This window comes from Denitratimonas tolerans, assembly GCF_037203605.1.
GTDB classification, from domain to species: domain Bacteria; phylum Pseudomonadota; class Gammaproteobacteria; order Xanthomonadales; family Xanthomonadaceae; genus Denitratimonas; species Denitratimonas tolerans.
Genome location: NZ_JBBDHC010000004.1, coordinates 165,248 through 186,598 on the forward strand (window position 1 = coordinate 165,248; position 21,351 = coordinate 186,598).

The window sequence follows — 21,351 nt, forward strand, 5'->3', positions numbered from 1 at the left end:
GCACTTCGTCCGCGGCGCACGGCCCGTGCGTCCCGCTCCAACCTTCCCGAGGAACTCCCATGTCCGACACCCGCTTCCAGGATCTCACCGCCAACACCAGCCGCCACCTCGCCCCGATGCGCAGCCACCTGCCCGAGGTGATGCAGGGCTTCGGCGCACTCTCGCGCGCCGCGCTCGCAGCCGGCGTCCTCGACGAAAAGACCAAGGAGCTGATCGCGCTCGCCATTGCCGTGGCGACGCGCTGCGACGACTGCATCGGCTTCCACGCCAAGGCGCTGGTACGCCTGCACGGCACGCCCGAGGAACTGCGCGAGATGCTCGGCGTGGCGGTCTACATGGGCGGCGGTCCCTCGCTGATGTACGCCTCGCACGCGATTCAGGCCTACGAGGAATTCGCTGTGGCGGCGAAGTAGGCCGCTGCTCCCGCCTGCGGCAGCCCGCGCGAGCTGCCGCAGGTTCTTCGTCGCCCCGCATCCGCGCAAGCCGCCCCAATCGGCCGCACCGCGCCACGCGCCTGCCCGCGATTTGCCACGGAAGCGTGACGCCGCTCGCCTATACTGCGGCCAGTCTTTCCCAAGGGCATCCGGCATGTGCATCTCGCGTCGATTCGGCCTCACGGCAACCTTTCTTGCCACGCTGATCCTTTTGGTGCTGCTGCCCGGCTGCGGCACGCCCGACGCTCCGCCGCAGGCACCACCGGTGGCCACCGAGCCCGCCACCACCGACGCCTTCATCCTGGCCGAGGCCACCGGGGAAAGCTGGAACGGCCGCCCCGCGCTGCGGCTCGCGTTCTCCCAGCCGCTGGTGGCCGACCTGCCGTTCGACGATCTGCTGCTGGTGCGCGATGCCGAAGGCGCGGATGCCCCGGGAAGCTGGTCGCTCGATGAGGAAGACACGCGCGTGCTGCGCTTCCCCTACGTCCAGGGCGACAAAACCTACACGATCAGCTTCAAGGCCGGGCTGGCGACGCCGGACGGCCGCAGCCTCGGTGCCCTGCCTGACCGCGAGGTGTATTCGGGCAATCTGCCGCCGGCGGTCGGGTTCGCCAGCCAGGGCAGCGTGCTGCCGGCGCGCGGCACGCGCGGGCTGCCGATCATCGGGGTGAACACGCCGGAAGTGGATGTGGAGTTCTTCCGCGTGCGCGAGAAATCGCTGTCGGACTTCCTCGGGCGCTACGGTCGCGCCGAGAGCCGCGGTTATTGGGAGCTGGACCATATCAACGCCCTGGCCGACTCGGTCTATGCCAACCGCTTTGCCGTCGACGCCAGCCGCAACGTGCGCCAGGTGAGTTTCCTGCCGGTGCAGACCATCGCCGAACTGCGCGAGCCGGGCGTCTATTTCGCGGTACTGCGCCGCGCCGGCGCGTTCGACGGCAGCTACGAGACCACCCACTTCTACGTCACCGACCTTGGCCTGCACGCACGCGCGGAGAAGGACGGGCTGTTCGTGCACGCCGCCGCCCTCTCCAGCGGCCAGCCGCGCAACGGCGTGGAGCTGCGCCTGCAGAACCGCAAGGGTGAAACCCTGGCCAGCGCCAGCACCGACTCCGATGGCGCCGCCATGCTGCCGGCGCAGCCGAAGGACAAGCTCGTGCTGATCGCCCGCCAGGGCAGTGAAGTGGCCGTGGTTTCGTTCAACCAGCCGGCGATCGACCTTTCCGACTTCTCCGTGGGCGGCCGCCGCCAGACCGCGCAGGATGTCTACGCCTGGTCCGGACGCGACCTTTTCCGCCCCGGTGAGGTGCTGCAGGTCTCGGCGCTGCTGCGCGACTACGACGGACGCCCGCTGCCCGAAGCGCAGACGCTGTTTGCCACCCTGCGCCAGCCCGATGGCCGCGTCACCTCCACCCTGCCGCTGGAGCCGGGCGAGCTGGGCTACTACAGCTACCAGCGCACCCTGACCGATGACGTGCCCACCGGCCGCTGGGCGCTGGAGTTCCGGCTCGATCCGACCGCCGCCGATCCGATCGGCCGCTTCGAGTTCCGCATCGAGGAGTTCCTGCCCGAGCGCCTCAAGCTGGTGCTCGAATCGGCGGTTGCCCGGCTCGCGCCCGGCGCGCCGCTGCCGCTCGACGTGGACGCCGACTTCCTCTACGGCGCGCCCGCTGCCGGCAACCGCTTCCTGGCCGAAGTGCTTTACCGTCCGGCGCTGCGCGCGGTGCCGGCGCTGAAGGGCTACTTTTTCGGCGATCCCACCGTCTCGCTGCCCAAGGAGCCCGAACAGTCCATCGACACGACGCTGGACGACAAAGGCCAGCTGCACGAACCCATCGCGGTGCTGCCCGATGCCGAAGCGCCCAAGGCACCGTTCGAGGTGATCGTCAGCGGCAGCGTGTTCGAGTCCGGCGGCCGCGCGGTACGCCGCTCGCTGGTACGCGCGGTGTGGCCGGCCGACGCGCTGGTCGGCGTGCGCCCGCTGTTCGATGCCGAGGACGGCCCCAATGCCAACAGCGAGATCGCCTTCGAGATCGTGAAATCCGATCCGGAAGGAAACCTGCAGCCGGCGCAGAACCTCTCGGTCAAGCTGGTGCGCGAACTGCGCAACTACCACTGGCACTGGGTCGACGGCAGCGGCTGGAACACCGACTTCACCCGCCGCTACCAGACCGACTCCGAGGCGACGGTGAACTTCGACGGCACCACGCCGGCGCGCTTCTCGGCACGCGTGGAATGGGGCGAGTACCGGCTCGAAGTCACCGACCCGTCCACCGGCCTCACCATGCGCTACCCCTTCACCGCCGGCTGGAGCTGGAACAACGACAACCAGGGCATCGACGCGCGTCCGGACAAGGTGAAGGTGGCGTTCGACCAGAGCGGCTACCGTGCCGGTGACACCGCCGTCGTCACCCTGACCTCGCCCTACGACGGTCCGGCCGTGGTGCTGGTCGAATCCGACCGGCTGCTCTACCGCGGCAACGTGCAGGTGCGCGGTGCCACCACGGTCAAGATTCCGGTCGACGCCAGCTTCATGCGCCACGACGTCTACGTGACCGCGCTGGTCTTCCGGCCAGCCGACCAGGCCAGCCTCGTTGGTCCCAATCGAGCGATCGGCGTGGCGCACCTGCCCATCGCCCGCGGCCAGCGCGATGCCAGCCTCGAGGTGAAGGTGCCGGAACTGACGCGCCCGGGACAGGCGATCCGGATCGATCTGTCCTCTCCCGAGTTCGCGGGCACGGAGGCGCACGCCGTGGTGGAGGCGGTGGACCTGGGCATCATCAACCTGACCGGCTATCCGGTACCCGACGCGGCCGGCCATTTCCTCGCCCCGCGCGGTTTCGGCATCGACGCCTACGACCTCTACGGCCGCGTGATCGCGCCGCTGGACGGTGCCGCCGCACGCCTGCGCTACGGCGGTGATGCCGCGCTGGCGGCGCTGCCGCAGGCGCGCCGCCCCACCGCCAAGGTACAGACCGTCGCGCTGCATGCCGCTCCGGTGCGCTTCGATGCGCAGGGCCGCGCCAGCGTCGAGTTCACCGCCCCGGACTTCAACGGCACCCTGCGCGTCGCCGCACTGGCATTCTCCGAAGATCGCTATGCCCGTGCCGATGACGAAACCCTGGTGCGCGCACCGCTGGTGATGGAGGTCAGCACGCCGCGCGTGATGGCACCGGGTGACCGCGCCCAGCTCACCGTCGACCTTCACAACCTCAGCGGCAAGAGCGCCAGCTGGCGGGTCAGCGCGGTCGGCACCGCGCCGATCGGCATCGAGGCACCGGCGCGCGAAGTCACCCTGGCGGACAATGCGCGCACCACCCTGCACTTCCCGCTGCTGGCCGGCAGCCAGAATGCGGTGGGCAAGTTCAGCGTCAGCGCGCAGTCGCCCGAATCCAGCCTCACGCGCCAGTTCGAGATCACCGTGCGGCCGGCCTGGCCGGCGGTGCGGCGCAGCCAGGCGCAGCAGCTCGACGGCGCGCAGACGCTCAGCTTCGGCCCCAGCCTGTTCGACGGCCTGTTCGCCGAATCGGGCATCGCGCAGCTGAGCATCGCCTCGATCCCGCCGCTGCCCTTCACCACCGCGATCGACGGACTGATCGGCTACCCCTACGGCTGCATCGAGCAGACCACCAGCCGGCTGTGGCCGCTGGTGGACCTGGACGCCGCCACGTCGCGCAAGTTCGGCCTGGAACCACTGGAAGAGGCCAAGCGCAAGGACATGCTCGATACCGGCTTCGGCCGCATTGCCGCGATGCAGCGGCAGAACGGCCAGTTCAGCTTCTGGCCCGGCGAGGATTCGCCGATGCCGCAGATGACCGCCTATGTGGCCGACATCCTCATCACCGCGAAGCAGAACGGCATCGCGATCCCCGAAACCGTGCTGGAGAAGGCGCTGACGCGCCTCAACGACGACCTCCTCACCGGCGGTGACGGCTATTACAGCTACGACCATTCCCAGCATCTGCGCTTTGCGTCCAACGCCTACGGCGGCTACGTGCTCGCGCGCGTGAACCGCGCTCCGCTCGGCACCCTGCGCTCGCTCTGGGACAACCAGCGCGATCGCTCGCTCACGGCGCTGCCGCTGGTGCATCTGGGTATCGCGCTGAAGCTGGCCGGCGACGAGAAGCGCGCCGATGCCGCCATCGCCGCGGCCCTGGAAATGACCTCCGAACGTCCCGGCTATCTCGGCGACTACGGCTCGGACGTGCGTGACGAGGCGCTGCTGCTGGCCCTGCTGTACGAACACGGCCTGGCCAGCCAGGCCACCGGTGGGCGCGTGATGAAGCTGGCGCGCGAACTGCGCCGGCCCGAAATGTCGCGCTACTGGTTCAGCACCCAGGAGCGCCTGGCGATCTTCCGCCTCGGGCGCACCGTGCTCTCGGAAAACCACGACGGCCTGCAGGGCGAATTCCGCATCGCCGGCACGCCGCACGCGCTCAGCGGCCGGCCGCTGGTCTCGCGCGAGGTCGGCCTGGAAGATCTGCGCCGCGGCGTGAGCCTGACGCTGGAAGGCAGCGGGCCGTTCTGGCTGTCGCAGGACATCGTCGGCTACCCGACCAGCGCACCGGCACCCAGCGAATCGGGCCTGCGCGTGCGCCGCGCCTGGTACCGCACCGACGGCACACTGTTCACCGGCACCCGGCTGACCGAAGGCGAGAGCCTGATCGCGATGGTGACGGTGGAGGCCGACGAATACATCCCCGACGCGCTGGTGGTGGACCTCCTGCCCGGCGGGGTGGAGATCGAAAACCTCGCGCTGGGCGGCAACGACGCCTTCGGCGAACTGATGATCGACGGGGTGTCGCTGTCCGAGCGCGAGTACGGCGTCGACCTGCGCCACGAGGAATACCGCGACGACCGCTACGTGGCCGCAATCAAACTCTGGAGCGGCTCGACCGCACGCCTGTTCTACCTGGTGCGCGCGGTATCGCCGGGCACCTACGTGGTACCGCCGCCCAGCGTCGAAGACATGTACCGCCCGCAGCTCTCGGGCATGGGCACCTCGCCGCAGAAGACGGTCACGGTGGTGTCGCCCTGAGCGGTGCTGGCAGGTCGTCTGCCGCCCTGGAATCCGTGATGGCACGCCGCTCCCGCACCGGAGGGCGTCGTGCCAGCCCCGGCGGCACGACGCCAGGCGCGCGGACGGCCGCTTGAGACGCGCCCGCCATGCCACCATCATTGCCCCAGATCCGCCCTGCCCTTTTCCGATGAATCTGCGCCACGCGCTCGCCCAGCACGGCTTCGAATCCAACGACGACTACGAGTTCGCGCTGCGCTGCCTGTTCGAGGCGCAGGCCGCGCACCTGCGCGTGCTGCACGTGGACGGCGCGGCGGGCCGGCGCAAGACCGCGTTCGCCACGGCATTGGCGCGGGCGCTGGAATATCCGCACATCCTCTATCACGATTTCGGCCAGCGCGAGCCGCCGCCTGCGCCGATCCACGCGGTCGACGAACCGCCGCACGAACCAACCGAAGCGCCGATGAGCGCGTTCGAACGCGTCGTGACCGAGGCCTGTGCCTATTCCGAGGGCGAGCGCACCATCCTCATCCTCGACCAGCTCCAGCTCGCGGACTTTGCCGACCATATCCGCCTGCACGCGTTTGCCGCCAGCGGCGAGTGGCCACACGGCAGCGTCAGTGCGGTCGCCAACCCGCGCCACCTGCTGCTGGCGCTGATCTCCGAGGCACCGCTCTACCATTCGCTGGCGCGCGCCAGCTTCCGCATCTGGACCGACGCGCAGCGCGCTTTCCTCGAATACCGCCCGCAGGACTACGGCCTGGGCGAGGACGCGCGCACGCTGTTCCAGGCGCTGGCGGCGCTGTTCCAGCGCGCCGGGATGTCACCCACGCCGGGCGAATTCGCGCGGGTGCTGGAGGACGTGCTGGTCCGCGCGCGCAGCGAGGACCAGCTGCGCCAGGTGCTGTATGGCCGCATCGAGGACGCGGTGCGCGAGCCTCTGGAGGCGGGCGTCTGCGCGGCGGAACTGGCGGCGACCCTGGATGCACTGACCCTCTATCTGGGCCACGATCACATCGAACTGGGGTAATGACTTCGCCTGCGCGACGGATCAGCCCGGTCCCATCGCCAGCGGAATCGTGAGCCGATCGCCGACTCGCACCACGTCGCCCTTGATGGTATTGACCGAACGCAGGCTCGCCAGCGTGACGCCGTGACGCTGTGCGATGAGGCTCAGGGTCTCGCCGCGGCTGACCACGTGCTGGCGCGCGCGCGGCTTGGCGTTGCTTGCCAGCCAGGTGCCCGGCGGCGGCTGCACGCTGAAATAATCGCGCACGCCTTCCACGATGGCAGCGGCCAGGCGGGTGCGATGCGCCGGATCGTTGAGCTTCTTTTCTTCGCCCGGATTGCTGATGAAGGCCGTCTCGACCAGCATCGACGGCACATCCGGCGAGCGCAGCACCACGAAGTTGGCGCGCTCCACGTGCGGCTTGTGGGTCTTGCCGAGGCGCTTCATCGCCTCCAGCACGTGGTTGGCGACATCGTCGGAGGCCTGCATCGTGGCGCTCTGGGAAAGATCGAGCAGCACCGCCGCCAGGGTGTTGTCCTTGTCGTCGAGCGACACGCCGCCGACCAGGTCCGACTTGTTCTCGCTCGCCGCCAGCCAGCGCGCGGCCTCGTTCGAAGCGCCGCGGGTGGACAGCACGTACACCGAGGATCCCGAAGCCGCCGCCTTGTGGAAGGCGTCGGCATGGACCGAGATGAACAGATCGGCGCGCGCCTCGCGCGCCTTCTGGTAACGCTGCTGCAGCGCGATGAAGTAGTCGCCGTCGCGGATCAGCACCGCCTCCATGCCGGGCTCGGCATCGATCTGGCGCTTGAGTTCGCGTGCCACGGCCAGGGTGATGACCTTCTCCCACGTGCCGGAGGCTCCCCTGGCACCCGGATCCTCGCCGCCGTGGCCGGCGTCGATGGCCACGACGACCTTGCGTCCGGTGGCAGGCACCGCCTGCTGCACCGTGCGCACCGCCGGCACCACGGCCTTGAGCGGATGCAGGTCGATCACCAGTCGATGGCCCAGCGCATCGGCGGGCGGCAGCAGGAAGCTTTGCGGCCGCACGCCTTCGGCCAGATCGAAGACCACGCGCACGCCGCGCTCGCCGAGCTTGCCGGTGCGCACGCCGCTCAGCACGCCCGATGCGGCCGGCGCGGCAAAGGCCTTGCTGATCGAGGTATCGCCCATGTCGAGCACGAGGCGATTGGGCGATTCGAGGGTGAATACCTTGTAGTCGAGCGGGCCGGACACGTCGAACACCGCGCGGGTGTGGTCCGGCCCGGTCCAGACGCGCAGCGCCTGGACTTCGGCGGCAAACGACTGCCTGGGCATCACCAGCGCGAGCGCCAGAAACGCCAGAATCGCGGCAAAGGAGGATACGGACGGCCTCATGGTGCCAATTCAATCACCAATTGCGCCAGGAGTGCAAGCGCTTTCTCCTGATAATCCATGGTGTTAGCGAACCTTCCTACATCACGAAGCACGATACTCGCTTGGCCGGCACCGCAGCAGGCACCCGCGAATCGTTAATTTTTTCTTGTGTTTCATGGCGTTGCGGGATCGCTTCCGGAAGATCCCGTACCCGCGCCGCGCCGGCCCCGCCCGGCTCACGCCACGGTGACCCAGGCGCGATGGACGGCCTCGGCCCACGCGCGCCCGGCGGCAGAATGCGACACAAGGCGCGCGAGGCGCCCCGTCCCGTCCACCTGCAGCTGCAGCACCAGGTCGGGCGGCGGCAGCACGCCCTGCCCGCGCTGCGGCCATTCGACCAACCACAGGCGGGCGCGCTCGACCAGCTCGTCGAGCGCCAGATAGTGCAGCTCTTCGGGATCCGCGATGCGGTAGAGATCGAGGTGGGCGACCTCGCCGGCGGCGGTGTCGTAGCGTTCGACCAGGGTGTAGGTGGGGCTGCGCACGCCGCCTGCGACGCCCAGCGCGCGCAGCAGCGCGCGGGCGGCCGTGGTCTTGCCGGCACCCAGGTCGCCGTCCAGCCAGGCGACCAGCCTGCCTTCGGGCAGGTGTTGGGCCAGCAGTGCGCCGAGGCGTTCGGTATCCGAGGGCGCGTGCAGCGAAAGTCCAGTCACGGGTTGGCCAGGCGGCGCAGGTGCGGGAACAGGTCGCTGGCGAGCAGGCCGCGTTCGCCACCGTCGCGCGCCGCGGCGTCGGCGGCGGCCGAGTGCAGCAAGGTGCCGGCACAGGCGGCATCGAAGGCGCGAAGGCCCTGCGCCCGCAGCGCCGCGATGGTGCCGGTCAGCACGTCACCCATGCCGCCCGAGGCCATGCCCGGGTTGCCGGCACCGATCACGATCGGCACCTCACCGTGCGCCGCGACGATGCTGCCGGCACCCTTCAGCACCACCACGGCGTCGTATCGTTCCACCAGCGCCTGCGCCGCGCCGAAGCGGTCGCGCTCCACGCTGGGGACATCGGTGCCCAGGAGGCGCGCCGCCTCGCCCGGGTGCGGACTGAGCACGGCGTCGGGCACGCGGGTCTGGGTGATGGCCAGAAGATTCAGGCCATCGGCGTCGATCACCGCAGGCAGGCCCAGCGCGACGGCGGCCTGGAACAGCGACTGCGACCACTCGCTGCGCCCCAGGCCCGGCCCCAGCGCCAGCACGTCGGCATTGGCGGCAAGCTGGCGCAGCCGCGCAGCGTCGCTGATCGCGTGCGGCATCGCCTCCGGGCGCGCCGCCAGCATCGGCGCGACGTGGCTTTCGCGCGTCGCCACCGTGACCAGCCCGGCTCCGCTGCGCAGCGCGCTTTCCACGCACAGGCGGATCGCGCCGCCGTAGCCGTGGTCGCCGCCGATGGCCAGCACGCGGCCGTGATCGCCCTTGTGCGCGTCGCGCTGCCGCGGTCTGAGCCAGCGCCCGAGCTGACCGACCTCGACCAGCCAGGCGGCCGGCGGCTGCGAGGCCCGGGTTTCGATCGGGACATCGAGCGTGGCCAGTTCCACCGGTCCGGCCAAGGCGCGCCCGCGTCCGGTGAAGAGGCCGCGCTTGTGCGAGATGAAGGACACCGTGCGGGTCGCCTTGACCGCCGCGCCGGGCGCAGCGCCGTTGTCGGCGTCCAGCCCCGAAGGCACGTCCATCGCCAGCACCGGGCGGCCGCTGGCGTTGATCGCCGCGATCAGCGCCGCGCCGATGCCTTCGGGCAGGCGCGACAGGCCGATCCCGAACAGTGCATCGACCATCACGTCGGCATCCGGGAGCGCGGTGCCGGGCGCGAACAGGATTTCCTCGCCGCCGGTTTCGCGCCAGTGCGAAAACGCCCGCGCCGCCGGCTCGACGACAGGCGGTTCGGGCATTCCCACCACTACGCTGACCTGCATCCCGGCCATCCGGGCCAGGCGCGCGAAAACAAAACCGTCGCCACCGTTGTTGCCGCGCCCGCAGACCACGCACAGCCGCCGCGCCATCGGCCAGTCGAGCTTCATGCGCGCGAACGCCGCGGCAGCGGCGCGGGTCATCAGCGCGTAGGCGTCGATGCCGTCGTGTTCCATCGCGCGGGCCTCGAAGGCGCGCACGTCCTCGCAGCGGTAGAGCGGCAGGGGCTTGTCCATGGGCGGATTCTAGCGGGCATGCAGCGATCGGGATGAATCCGCGCCCCGGTTCAACGCGCCTTGCGCGGGCTTGACCCGCATCAAGGCCCGCACCGGCTGCGCCCGCTTAGCATCCGGTCGAACGGGGAGAATGGCCATGGCGCACCTACGCTGGGGACAATTCATGACGGCAGGCGCGGCGATCGCCCTCGCCGGCGTCGCGCTGGCGCAGGTGCCGATGACGCCGCTGGACTTCAAGGTGCCGGGCACCCAGTTCGGCGACATGCCCGCCTCCAACCTGTGGCCCGCCAACAACTGCCGCAGCTGCCACGGCTATTTCAACGAAGCCGCCGAGCCTTACGCGACCTGGGCCGGCAGCCTGATGGCGCTGGGCGGCAAGGATCCGCTGTTCTTCGCGCAGATGACCAACGCCAATCAGGATGTCGCCAACGTCGGCACCTTCTGCCTGCGCTGCCACGTGCCGGTCGCCGTCGTCAGCGGCCACGCCGACGATGCGTCGGGCAACTCGCTCGACGCGCGCGACCGGGAAGGCGTCACCTGCCACTTCTGCCACAGCATGGTCGACCCGCAGTACCAGTCGGGCGTCAGTCCGCCGGAGGACGCGGCCATCCTCGCGGCGCTGACCGACGTGCCACAGTTCACCGCCAACGCCATGTTCGTGCTCGACCCCCAGGGCCGCCGGCGCGGCCCGCGCAGCGACCATCAGGCCGACCACGAGCTGCTGGTCTCGCCCTTCCTGCGCGACTCGCGCCTGTGCGGCACCTGCCACGACGTGGGCAACGTCGCGGTGTCCAAGCTCCCGGACGGACGCTACCGCTACAACGCAATCAACGCCGAGGCACCCGATCACGATCCGTGGACGCAGTTCCCGCTGGAGCGCACCTTCACCGAATGGCAGCTCTCCGCCTTCGCCGACGGTGGCGTGGATCTGGGCGGCCGCTTCGGCGGCAGCCGCGGCAACGTGGTGTCGAGCTGCCAGGACTGCCACATGCCGACGACGGCATCGCAGGCCTGCAGCTACGGGCCGGTGCGGCAGGACATGGCCACCCACGATTTCGCCGGCGCGGCCGTGCCCTCGCTCGACCTGATCGCGGCCTACACGGCCAACGATCCGGCGGTCGATCCCGCGCACATCGCCGCCGGCCGCGCCAAAGCGCTCTCGATGCTGCAGCGCGCCGCCACCATCGAGCTGAGTCTCACGGCGAGTACCGTGCTGGCGCGGGTGCTCAACCAGACCGGCCACAAGCTGCCGACCGGCCATATCGAAGGCCGCCGCGTCTGGCTCAACCTGCGGTTCTTCGACGCCAGCGGCGCGCTCGTGCTGGAGCGCGGCCACTACGACACGGCCGAGGCCCATCTCGACGAAGCCGGCACCACGGTATACGAAATGCTGGTCGCGCTGAGCGACGACGCGGCGGCCGCCACCGGCAAGCCCGCGGGCGTCACCACCCACATGGCGCTGGCCGACACGATTTGGAAGGACACCCGCATCCCGCCGCGCGGCTTCGACAACGCCGCCTTTGCCGACGGCGGCGCGCCGGCCGTGGGCATCGGCTACGCCGATGGCCAGTACTGGCACGACACCTCGGTGACGCTCCCGACAGGCGCGGTGCGGGTCGATGCGACGCTCTATTACCAGTCACTCACCCGCCACTACATCGAGGCGCTGCGCGACGGCAACGCCACCGACCACTGGGGCCAGACCCTGCACAACCTCTGGCAGGCCACCGGGCGCGGCGCGCCCATTGCGATGGCCTCCGAACGCCTGACCTGGGGCGATATGATCTTCAGCGACGGGCTCGAAGGCACCGCGCCCTGAACCGCGCCGCACGCGCGCTCAGTCCGCCGCCAGTTCCACGCAGTTGCGCCCTGCCGCCTTGGCGCGGTAAAGCGCGGCATCGGCGGCCCGGATCCAGGCGGAAAAATCCCGGGTGCCGGGACCGAACACCGCAACCCCGATGCTGATCGTGACGAGAACGCGCTCGCCCCGGGACTCCAGGACCAGGGACCCCACCGCGCGGCGGATCGACGAGGCCAGTTCGATCGCGCCCGCCTTGCCCAGGTCCGGGCACAGCAGCGCGAATTCCTCGCCGCCCATGCGCGTGACCAGCGCCGTCGCCGGCACCAGCGACTGGAGCAGTTCGGCCACCGTGGCCAGCACCTGATCCCCGAACGGATGGCCGTAGCGATCATTGATGGACTTGAAATAATCCAGGTCGGTCATCATCAGCACGTGCCCGCGCTCCTCGCTGTCCGGCTCGGGCAGCAGTGCGCCAGCCAGCTCATTGAGCGCGCGCCGGTTCGGAATGCCGGTCAGCGCATCGCGGTAAGCCTGCACGCGCAGCGCTTCCGCCAGCCGCCGCTGTGCGCGCAGCAGCCGGATCACCACCGCCAGCCCCGCGATCAGGGCCAGGATCAGGATCCCGACGGCCCACATCACCTGGCGCTGGCGAGCCAGCGCGGCTTCGCTGCGCTCGGCTTCGAGCCGGGCCTGTTCCAGCGCCAGCTCCTGGGCGCGCTTTTCGGTTTCCAATTCGCGAATCTGCAGCTGCTGCTCGCGCTCGCGGAACTTGAGTTCGAGCGATTCGAGCTCCTGGCCATCGCCCAGATGCATGCCGGTGTCCTTCAAGGCCAGCGCGCGGGCCTGCACCTCGCGGGCGCGCGGCGAATCGCCCTCGACCGCGAGCAGCAGGTCCGCCTGCGTCTGCAGCAGGTCTCCCAGGAGCAGGGGCTGTTCCATCGGTGCGACCAGCGCAAGCGCCTGATCCAACTCGGTCTGGGCCTCGTCATACCGCTTCAGCCCGACCAGCGCATCGGCCCGGACGCCGCGCGAGATGGCCATGCTGATCGGGCTGGATACGGCGATTGCCGCATCCAGCGCTTCCTGCGCCATCGCCAGCGCCTCCGCATGGCGCTCGATGATGATCAGGTCGCCGGCCATGGATCCTGCGGTACGCGCCGCCAGACCCTTCAGGCCCAGCGCCAGGAAATGCTGCCTGGCTCCCTGCCAGCGCTCGATCGCCTGCTGCGGCTGGCCGGCGCGGCTGAGCGCGCTGGCGTCGAGGTAATCCGCACGCGCCATGAAGACGGCATCGCCTGAAGCCTGCGCCAGGCGACGGTAACGGTGGCAGTGCTCCAGCGCGGTCTGCGCAAGGTCTGCGGCAATGTAGGCGCTGCAAAGCTCGCCGGCGGCGGTGATGCGCGCCAGCGGGTCGTCCTGGGCAAAAACCCGGTTGGCCGCTTCGAGCACCATCACCAGGCCGGCCCGCGCGTCGCCCGCATCGATCAGGCGCGCGCCGCGCAGGAATCCCGCGTAGCTGCGCGCGACCTCATCCTCGTGTTCGCGCGCGAGGCGCTCGAGCCGGGTGGTGATGGCATCGAGCGCGTCATCTTCCGACGCACCGATCGCGGCCGCGCCCATGTACCAGAGCAGCATTCGCTCGCCCGCCGGATTGCCCTGGAATACCCCATCGGCCAGCACCCGCCAGCCTTCCTCGAGCCCGGCGGCGCGATCGGTAGCCGCGCGCAGCCGGTATTGGGCCAGATCGAAGCCGTTCGCCTGTGCGCACGCGCAGGCGAACACCAGCAGGATCGGCAGCATTCCTGCGACGAGATGCCTCAGGTGGCTGGAGCCGGATGTCGGCACGGTCGCGCCCGCGCCTCAGGCAAAGGGGTCGCGCAGGATGATGTTGGCACCGCGATCCGGGCCGGTGGACACCATCGCCAGCGGGCAGCCCACCAACTCTTCGAGCGACCTGAGATAGGCCCGCGCAGCCGGTGGCAAATGGCCCCATTCGGTGATGTCGTGGGTCGATTCCTGCCAGCCGGGAAACTCCAGGTACTCCGGTTCGCACTCATCCCAGCCGGCCGCATCCAGCGGCGCATACTCGGTGCTCTTGCCGCGGTAGCGGTAGCCGATGCACATCTTCAGGCTGGGCAGGCCGTCGAGCACGTCGAGCTTGGTCACGCACAGCCCGGAGATGCCGTTGATCGCCACGGCGCGCTTGAGCGCAACGATGTCGATCCAGCCGCAGCGGCGCGGGCGCCCGGTGGAGGCACCGAACTCGGCTCCGCGCTGGCGGATTTCCTCGCCCAGCGCGTCGTTCAATTCGGTCGGGAACGGTCCGCCGCCCACGCGCGTCGCATAGGCCTTGGCGATGCCGAGCACGTAGTCTATGGCGTCCGCCCCGACGCCGGTGCCAGCCAGCGCGCCGCCGACCGTGGTATTGGAGCTGGTGACGTAGGGATAGGTGCCGTGGTCGATGTCGAGCAGCGCGCCCTGCGCGCCTTCGAACAGCACGCGCTTGCCCTCGCGGCGAAGCTGGTGCAGGAGGCCTGCAACATCCGACTTCATCGGCTCGACGTAGTCGGCGAACGCCAGCGCATCGTCCAGGGTCTGCTGGAAATCCACGGCCTCGACGCCCAGATAGTTCACCAGCACGAAGTTGTGGTAATCGAGCGCCGCGCGCAGCTTCTCGGCCAGCTCGTTGGGGTAATGCAGGTCGGCGACGCGGATGCCGCGGCGCGCCGCCTTGTCCTCGTAGGCCGGACCGATGCCGCGCCCGGTGGTGCCGATGGCCTTGCCGCCGGCGGCCTTCTCGCGCGCCTGATCCAGCGCGATGTGGTAGGGCATGATGAGCGGCGTGGCGGGGCTGATCTTGAGGCGTGAACGCACCTCCACACCCTCGCCTTCCAGTTCGTCGACTTCCTTGCGCAGCGCCGTGGGCGAAAGCACCACGCCGTTGCCGATGAGGCACAGCACGCCCTCGCGCAGGATGCCCGAGGGGATCAGGTGCAGCACTGTCTTCTTGCCGCCGATCACCAGGGTGTGGCCGGCGTTGTGCCCGCCCTGGAAGCGCGCGACCGCGCTGACCTTTTCGGTCAAAAGATCGACGATCTTGCCCTTGCCCTCGTCACCCCACTGCGCACCCAGCACCACTACCGACTGACCCATTGCCCTGCTCCTTCATGTTTGTGCGGCCGCTCATCGGGAGACGGGCCGCAGGAAAACAAGACGCCCATCGCATGCGCGCCGCACGCTCCGCACCAGGCTGCATCGGGCAGGCTGGTGCGGGGTGGCGCGCGTGGAACGCACGGTCCGGACGCGAAAAAAGCCGGAGACTGCCCCGGCTTTTTCGGATTATCCCGCAATTTGCGGCGGGCTGCTCGCGCCGAGGCCCCGCGCTTGCCGCGCTACGGCGGCCTGCCCTGCACCGAGAGTCGGCCTGATTCAGTCGTCCTCCGCAGCGTGCGCCAGCGCCCGGCGGACGTCATCCAGCTCAAAACCACGGCGCTGCAAAAACGCGCCCTGCCGCGCCAGCGACTGGCGCGTGGTCGCGCGTCGGGTGCCGAAGCGCTTCTGCAGCTGCGCCTGCGCGGCGCGGCCCCAATCCATCCCGCAGGCATCGAGCGCGGTGGCGATGAGCGCTTCATCCAGCCCGTGGGTGCGCAGTTCGGCACGAATCCTCAACGGCCCGTAGCCGCCCTGCGCGCGATGCCGCGCGAGCGCTGCGGCGTAGCGCTGGTCATCCTGCCAACCCTCCCGGACAAGCAGCTCCACCGCCTCGCACGCCGCATCGGCGCTGAAGCCACGATCGGTGAGCTTGCGGACCAGCTCACGCTGCGAGTGCTCGCGCCGCGCGAGCAGCTCGATGGCCTTGCGGCGCGGATCGGGCGCGCCGGCGTCGGCGTTCCGGCCACATGTGCGAGGCGTATCTCCGTACTCCGCTGCGCCGACCGCGGCGGCGCCCGGGCGCTGCTCCACGGCGGTGTCGTCCGGTGCCCGCACATCCGGCGGCGAGGCCGCGCGCGCAGGATCGAGCAGGCGGGAAGCGCGCCCGATCAGGCCGGCGGCATCCGCCGGCAGGATCGGACGCCGATCGGCGTTCACGCCTCTTCGGCCTCGGCAGTCGTCTCGTCGCCGGCCGCCAGTTCCGGCACGAAGCGCTCGCGCAGCCTGGACTCCAGTTCGGCGGCCATTCCCGGATGTTCCTTCAGGTACTGGCGGGCGTTGTCCTTGCCCTGGCCGATGCGCTCGCTGCCATAGCTGTACCAGGCACCCGCTTTCTCCACCAGCTTGGCCTCGACGCCCATGTCGATCAGCTCGCCTTCGCGACTGATGCCCTCGCCGTAGAGGATTTCGGTCACGATCTGCTTGAAGGGCGGTGCCATCTTGTTCTTGACGACCTTGATCTTGGTCTGGTTGCCGATGATCTCGTCGCCCTTCTTCACCGCGCCGATGCGGCGGATGTCCAGGCGCACCGAGGCGTAGAACTTGAGCGCGTTGCCGCCGGTGGTCACTTCCGGACTCTGGCCCGGCATCATGACCCCGATCTTCATGCGCAGCTGGTTGATGAAGATCACCAGGCAGTTGGAGCGCTTGATGTTGCCGGTGAGCTTGCGCAGCGCCTGGCTCATCAGGCGCGCCTGCAGGCCGGGTAGCTGGTCGCCCATGTCGCCCTCGATCTCGGCCTTGGGCGTGAGCGCGGCGACCGAGTCGATCACCACCATGTCCACGGCGTTGGAGCGCACCAGCATGTCGGCGATTTCAAGCGCCTGTTCGCCGGTATCGGGCTGGGAGAGGTAAAGCTCTTCCAGGTTGACGCCGAGCTTCTGTGCATAGATCGGGTCCAGCGCGTGCTCGGCATCAATGAAGGCGCAGGTGCCGCCGGCCTTCTGGCACTGGGCAATGGCCTGCAGGGTGAGGGTGGTCTTGCCGGAAGACTCCGGCCCGTAGACCTCGACCACGCGGCCCTTGGGCAGGCCGCCGATGCCCAGCGCGATGTCGAGCATCAGCGAACCGGTGCTGATCACCTCCACGGCCTCGGCGACCTTGTCGCCCATGCGCATGACCGCGCCCTTGCCGAACTGCTTCTCGATCTGCGACAGGGCGGCGGACAGCGCGCGCTTCTTGTTCTCGTCCATGGGAAAATCCTCGGATGGGGTGAATTGGCAGTAGTGAAACTGATGGGGTGAAGTGGATGGAAAGCAGTCTATCGGGGCGTCGTCTCAAATCCTGAGACAGCCACCCACGGCAACCAGCATCCCGCGCGCCGCGCTGGCGCGACATCGGCCGCCATCGCGATCGCGCATCGGAAAACGCCCCGGTCGCGGCGCGCCGCATCACGACATCCGACCCGACGGCACGCGCTCATCGCCGTGTACCGGGATTGGGCCGCAGCAGGCCGCAATAGAGGCCTTCGACGGCAAAATCGGCATCGGCAGGGACCACGATCGGCGCGTAGCCGGCATTGCAGGGCAGCAGTCGAATGCCCTGTGCCGAGGTTTCCAGCCGCTTGATGGTGATTTCCTCGTCGATGCGCGCCACGACGATCTGGCCGCTGCGCGCCAGCGCCGTGCGCTGGACCCCGACGAGATCGCCGTGAAGGATGCCCTCGTCGCGCATCGAATCGCCTTCGACGCGCAGGAGATAGTCGGGCGACGGCCGGAACAGGCCGCGATCAATGGCCAGGGTGTCGTCGCTTCCGGCGTCGGCACCCGACCCGATCGGCCCGCCCGCCGCCACGCGTCCAAGGATCGGCAGCCGCAGCACATCGTCCGGAGCCTGCGCCTTCGCGAACGGCAGCTCCGGCTGCCTGCCGGCCACCGGCACCCGCAGCCGGATCCCACGCGCGCGACCGGGCAATCGCTCGATCGCACCGGCCGCCTCCAGCGCCTCGAGGTGGTATTGCGCAGCGCGCAGGCTGCGGAAGCCAAGCGCACTGGCGATCTCCGCCTGTGAAGGCGGCAGGCCGTCGGCCTCGATGCGTTCGGCGATGAGGGAGAGGACGGCGTGCTGAGTGTCGGTCAGAAGCATTTGTAAGTAATACTACTACATGCTTTCGGCGTCAACAGCACTTGACCCGCAGGAGGTGTTTTTCCCGGCTATGCTTCCGTGCTTCGTCGATCCGACAAGGGATTCATTGGCATGCTGCTGCGCGTGTTCTGCTGCCTGTGTGCGCTGTTCCTGCATGTCCCGGCCAGCCATGCGGCAGTCGGGAAACCGCGCGCTACCGCACCGCCAGCGGCGCAATTGCGCCGCGGCGCAGCGGCTTCACCGGATCGGCCTCCAGCTTGCGCGTGAGCCACTGGATCGCGGCGTCGAGCTGGCGGTCGCTGCCGTTGAAGCTTTCATGCGGCAGGTTGTCCACCTCGATGTCGGGAGCCACGCCCGTGCCCTCGACGATCCACTGCCCGTCCAGATCGTATTGCGGAATTTCCGCGACGCGGGCGCGGCCCTTGTCCACCAGCGCATTGCTGTCGGTAAGCCAGACTCCCGCGCCCGCCGTGCGGGTGCCGATCAGCGGCCCGATCCCGAGCGCCCGGGTGCCGGCGGCAAAGGTTTCGCCATCCGAATAGGTCATCGCATCGGCCAGCACCGCGATGTGCCCGCGAAAGCTCTGCTGCATGTTGCCGTAGGGCAGGCCGCCGGGGCGCTGCCAGAAGGCCCAGACCCGGCGCAGCAGCTTCTCGAACACCCAGCTGTCGATGTTGCCGCCGCGATTGCGGCGCACGTCGACGATGAGTCCGTCGCGCTCGACCTGGGCGTAGAAGTCGCGCACGAAGCCGGCGATGTCGTTGGGCCCCATGGCGCGCAGGTGCAGGTAGCCGATGCGTCCGCCGCTGGCGGCATCCACCGCCTCGCGGCGCGAGATCAGCCAGTCGGAGTAGCGCAAGGCGTCTTCGCCCATGGCATCGGCCGGCACCACGACCTCCTGCCAGGTTTTTTCGCCGCGCGAAAGGGTCAGCAGCACCTGCTGCCCGGCGTTGTCGCGCACCAGCTCGGAGATGTGCGCGACGGCGGCCGCGGCTCGGCCATTGACCGCCGCCACCACGTCGCCTGCGCGGATGTCGCTGCCCGGCTTTTGCAGCGGACCGCGGCGCGAGGGCAGCTCCGGATCGGTGCGGTAGATCTGCTCGATGCGCCAACCGCCATCCGTCTTGGCAAAGCGCGCGCCGAGGCCGGCGAAGTTCGGCACCTCGCTCACCTTGCGGTACTCGCCGCCGCGCACCTGCGAGTGCAGCGCGTTCAGCTCGCCGATCATCTGGCCGAACAGGTCGTCGAGTTCGAGCCGGTCGGTGACGCGCGGCAACAGCACCGCGTAGCGCGCGCGCACCGCCTGCCAGTCCACGCCGCGCAGCCTGGCATCGTAGAAATGGTCGCGGTGCATGCGCCAGGCGTCGTCGAACATCTGCCGCCACTCGGCCACCGGATCCACCCGCAGACGCCAGTCGTCCAGGCGCACCTTGTGGGCGGAAAGGTCGTCGGGTGCCTTGGCAGCGGCCGGCAACAGGTAGGCACTGTCCTCGTCCTTCTGCACCGCAAGCACCTTGCCGTTGCCGGAAAGCGCATAGCCCTTCACGTCCGAAGCGAAGGTTTCCAGCTTGGCCTTGTCGGCATCGAAGGCGAGGCTGCGCAGATGCTGCTTGTCGCCCTCGCGCTCCAGGAAGTAGAGGCGCTTGGCGTCGGCCGCGAGGCCGGCATAGTTGCCGGCGGCCACCGGCACTTCGAACAGGCGCTCGGCCAGGCCGTTCCACACCAGCGCCTTGACCGCATCCGGCGCATCGCCCTTGTCCTTGCCGGCACCCGCATCGGAATCGGGCGTCTTCTCCACCTGCAGCTCGTCGCGTGCCTGGAACGGGAAGCGGTTGCCCGGCTGCAGCGCCAGCGCGTAGATGCGGGTGCGGCGGTCGAAGTACGGTCCAGTGTTGCGGTCGCCCCAGGGCGAACCGTTGACCAGCTTGAACTCGCGTTCGGAAAGGAACCACAGCCATTGGCCGTCCGGGCTGAAGGCCGGCGAACCGGATTCGTAGTTCACCCCGGTCAGCCACGCCATCGCCTTGCGATCGAGCGAATACAGCCCGATGCGGCTGCGCCCCGCGACGCCGCTGGCGCGAACGAAGGCGAGATGGCGGCTGTCGGGTGCCCAGACCACGTCATCGTAGCCTTCGCTGCCGTCGGCAGCGCCGTTGTCGATCACCTGGTTGCCGCCCTTGTCGACATCGAGCAGCCAGAGCCGGCCGCGCTTGTCCGAGTGCGCCAGCCACTTGCCGTCGGGCGACACCCGCACGTCCCGGCGCTGGGTGTCGCCATCGCGGGTGAGCTGTTTGGCGGTGCTGCCGCCGTCGGCGGGATAGCGCCAGATTTCCTCTTCCCCGCTGGCGTCGGAGATCGCGTAGACGAAGCGCCGGTCCGGCGAAAACGCCAACGCGGACAGCCGCGTTCCCTCATCCGCCCCCAGGAGCGCGCGCCGCGGCGCGCCGACGCCGGCCACCGCGGCCTGACCGCGCGCGATCACCGCCAGGCGCTCGCCGTCGGGCGACACCACGCTGGCCTCGGCAAAGCCGAGCGGCTTTTCCAGCCAGCGCGGCTGGCGCTGGGCGAAGTCGGACACCAGCCGCACCGGGATCGCCGCATCGCGCCCCGCGGCCAGGTCGTACAGACGCAGATCCGCACCGCTGGAATAGACGATGCGATCCCCCGAGATCGCCGCGCTGCGCACGTCGAACGGCGCATCCAGCGCCAGCGGCTGCAGTGCGCCGGTCGCCGAATCCAGCCGCGCCAGCGTGTCGCGGCCCTGCGGGTCGGCGATCACGATCAGCCCGCTGCCGTACAGCATCGGCCGGCGCAGGTTGACGTCGGCGGGGCCGATGCGCTGCGCCTCGGCCGTCCCCGAAAGATCGAAGCGCCAGAGCTGGCCAAGCAGGCCGCCGCGATAGCCCTTGAGGTTGTCGTTCATCAGACCCGCGCCGAAACGAACGAAGTACAGCGTGCGCCCGTCGGAGCTGATCGCCGCATCGTTGGCCTCGGCCAGCGGCAGCACCCGGCGCACCAGCGTGGTCGGATCGACCGCCACCACCACGCGCTGCGAACCGCCCGTGCCGCCGGCGATCTGGGTGCCATAGAGCACCTCGCCGGCAGGCGTCCAGCCAATCACCAGTGCGGGAAGCTCCTCGAAACTCACGCGCTGCGGCGCGCCGCCGCCCAGCGGCATCACATAGGCTTCCTGCGCTCCCGCATACGAGGCGGTGAAGGCCACCTGCGCGCCATCGGGGGAAATCACCGCGCGCGACTCTTCGCCCGCGTGGGTGGTCAAACGCCGCGCCGCCCCGCCCGTGGCCGCCACCGACCACAGGTCGCCTTCGGCGGTGAAAACCACGGTGTCGCCGTGAATCGCGGGATAGCGGTAGTAACCGGGAGCCTGCGCCGCGGCCAGCGCCACCCACAACACCCCGACGAGCAGAACGAACGCGCGCATGAACCTTCCCCGGCGACCGAAAACGAAAGCGCATCCTACCCTCGATGCGCGAACGCGGCGGGTGCCGGAAGTCGGGCGTCGCGCCT

13 protein-coding genes are annotated in these 21,351 nt (G+C 69.6%); 4 read left to right on the plus strand and 9 right to left on the minus strand.

Annotated elements, in window-relative coordinates; all coding sequences use genetic code 11:
- Positions 1-59: 59 nt before the first annotated feature.
- The 3 genes from WB794_RS04370 to WB794_RS04380 all read left to right on the plus strand — a co-directional run bounded on the left by WB794_RS04370 (position 60) and on the right by WB794_RS04380 (position 6,481).
- Positions 60-413 carry a carboxymuconolactone decarboxylase family protein gene (locus tag WB794_RS04370; protein WP_337334629.1) on the plus strand — a complete coding sequence of 118 codons (354 nt, stop codon included), beginning with the start codon at positions 60-62 and terminating at the stop codon, positions 411-413.
- A gap of 175 nt (positions 414-588) precedes the next feature.
- Complete coding sequence (locus WB794_RS04375; protein WP_337334630.1) at positions 589-5,472, plus strand: alpha-2-macroglobulin family protein; 4,884 nt, start codon at positions 589-591, stop codon at positions 5,470-5,472.
- A gap of 169 nt (positions 5,473-5,641) precedes the next feature.
- Positions 5,642-6,481, plus strand: a complete 840-nt coding sequence (locus WB794_RS04380; protein WP_337334631.1) for a hypothetical protein — start codon at positions 5,642-5,644, stop codon at positions 6,479-6,481.
- A gap of 21 nt (positions 6,482-6,502) precedes the next feature.
- Here the strand turns inward: WB794_RS04380 and WB794_RS04385 are convergent, their stop codons facing one another.
- The 3 genes from WB794_RS04385 to WB794_RS04395 all read right to left on the minus strand — a co-directional run bounded on the left by WB794_RS04385 (position 6,503) and on the right by WB794_RS04395 (position 10,007).
- Positions 6,503-7,837 carry an N-acetylmuramoyl-L-alanine amidase gene (locus WB794_RS04385; protein ID WP_337334632.1) on the minus strand — a complete coding sequence of 445 codons (1,335 nt, stop codon included), beginning with the start codon at positions 7,835-7,837 and terminating at the stop codon, positions 6,503-6,505.
- A gap of 215 nt (positions 7,838-8,052) precedes the next feature.
- Positions 8,053-8,529 (minus strand): tRNA (adenosine(37)-N6)-threonylcarbamoyltransferase complex ATPase subunit type 1 TsaE, encoded by a 477-nt coding sequence (gene tsaE, locus WB794_RS04390; protein ID WP_337334633.1) that lies wholly within the window; start codon positions 8,527-8,529, stop codon positions 8,053-8,055.
- Positions 8,526-10,007 carry an NAD(P)H-hydrate dehydratase gene (locus WB794_RS04395; RefSeq protein WP_337334634.1) on the minus strand — a complete coding sequence of 494 codons (1,482 nt, stop codon included), beginning with the start codon at positions 10,005-10,007 and terminating at the stop codon, positions 8,526-8,528. Before WB794_RS04395 ends, tsaE begins: the two co-directional genes overlap by 4 nt.
- Before the next feature lie 136 nt (positions 10,008-10,143).
- On the opposite strand from WB794_RS04395, the gene WB794_RS04400 reads away from it, so the two are divergent.
- Positions 10,144-11,826 carry a hypothetical protein gene (locus tag WB794_RS04400; RefSeq protein ID WP_337334635.1) on the plus strand — a complete coding sequence of 561 codons (1,683 nt, stop codon included), beginning with the start codon at positions 10,144-10,146 and terminating at the stop codon, positions 11,824-11,826.
- A gap of 18 nt (positions 11,827-11,844) precedes the next feature.
- Here the strand turns inward: WB794_RS04400 and WB794_RS04405 are convergent, their stop codons facing one another.
- The 6 genes from WB794_RS04405 to WB794_RS04430 all read right to left on the minus strand — a co-directional run bounded on the left by WB794_RS04405 (position 11,845) and on the right by WB794_RS04430 (position 21,265).
- Positions 11,845-13,608 (minus strand): GGDEF domain-containing protein, encoded by a 1,764-nt coding sequence (locus WB794_RS04405; RefSeq protein WP_337334636.1) that lies wholly within the window; start codon positions 13,606-13,608, stop codon positions 11,845-11,847.
- 60 nt (positions 13,609-13,668) lie between these two features.
- Entirely contained in the window at positions 13,669-14,961 is a 1,293-nt protein-coding gene (locus WB794_RS04410; protein ID WP_337334637.1) for an adenylosuccinate synthase, read from the minus strand.
- Between the two features lie 276 nt (positions 14,962-15,237).
- Entirely contained in the window at positions 15,238-15,897 is a 660-nt protein-coding gene (locus tag WB794_RS04415) for a regulatory protein RecX (protein ID WP_337334638.1), read from the minus strand.
- On the minus strand, positions 15,894-16,931 hold the full coding sequence (recA, locus tag WB794_RS04420) for a recombinase RecA (protein ID WP_337334639.1): 1,038 nt from the start codon (positions 16,929-16,931) through the stop codon (positions 15,894-15,896). The genes WB794_RS04415 and recA overlap by 4 nt, the downstream gene beginning before the upstream one ends.
- 226 nt (positions 16,932-17,157) lie before the next feature.
- Positions 17,158-17,823 (minus strand): transcriptional repressor LexA, encoded by a 666-nt coding sequence (gene lexA, locus WB794_RS04425; RefSeq protein ID WP_337334640.1) that lies wholly within the window; start codon positions 17,821-17,823, stop codon positions 17,158-17,160.
- Between the two features lie 193 nt (positions 17,824-18,016).
- The gene (locus tag WB794_RS04430) at positions 18,017-21,265 is read right to left on the minus strand and encodes a S41 family peptidase (RefSeq protein WP_337334641.1); all 3,249 of its coding nucleotides are present in this window, start codon (positions 21,263-21,265) and stop codon (positions 18,017-18,019) included.
- Between the last annotated feature and the right edge of the window lie 86 nt (positions 21,266-21,351).

Bases quoted from the DNA above. Each gene is read 5' to 3' on its own strand.
- WB794_RS04395 (WP_337334634.1), bottom strand. From the start codon at position 10,007: ATGGACAAGCCCCTGCCGCTCTACCGCTGCGAGGACGTGCGCGCCTTC.
- recA (WP_337334639.1), bottom strand. From the start codon at position 16,931: ATGGACGAGAACAAGAAGCGCGCGCTGTCCGCCGCCCTGTCGCAGATC.
- WB794_RS04385 (WP_337334632.1), bottom strand. From the start codon at position 7,837: ATGAGGCCGTCCGTATCCTCCTTTGCCGCGATTCTGGCGTTTCTGGCG.
- WB794_RS04430 (WP_337334641.1), bottom strand. From the start codon at position 21,265: ATGCGCGCGTTCGTTCTGCTCGTCGGGGTGTTGTGGGTGGCGCTGGCC.
- lexA (WP_337334640.1), bottom strand. From the start codon at position 17,823: ATGCTTCTGACCGACACTCAGCACGCCGTCCTCTCCCTCATCGCCGAA.
- WB794_RS04380 (WP_337334631.1), top strand. From the start codon at position 5,642: ATGAATCTGCGCCACGCGCTCGCCCAGCACGGCTTCGAATCCAACGAC.
- WB794_RS04370 (WP_337334629.1), top strand. From the start codon at position 60: ATGTCCGACACCCGCTTCCAGGATCTCACCGCCAACACCAGCCGCCAC.
- WB794_RS04410 (WP_337334637.1), bottom strand. From the start codon at position 14,961: ATGGGTCAGTCGGTAGTGGTGCTGGGTGCGCAGTGGGGTGACGAGGGC.
- WB794_RS04375 (WP_337334630.1), top strand. From the start codon at position 589: ATGTGCATCTCGCGTCGATTCGGCCTCACGGCAACCTTTCTTGCCACG.
- WB794_RS04405 (WP_337334636.1), bottom strand. From the start codon at position 13,608: ATGCTGCCGATCCTGCTGGTGTTCGCCTGCGCGTGCGCACAGGCGAAC.
- WB794_RS04400 (WP_337334635.1), top strand. From the start codon at position 10,144: ATGGCGCACCTACGCTGGGGACAATTCATGACGGCAGGCGCGGCGATC.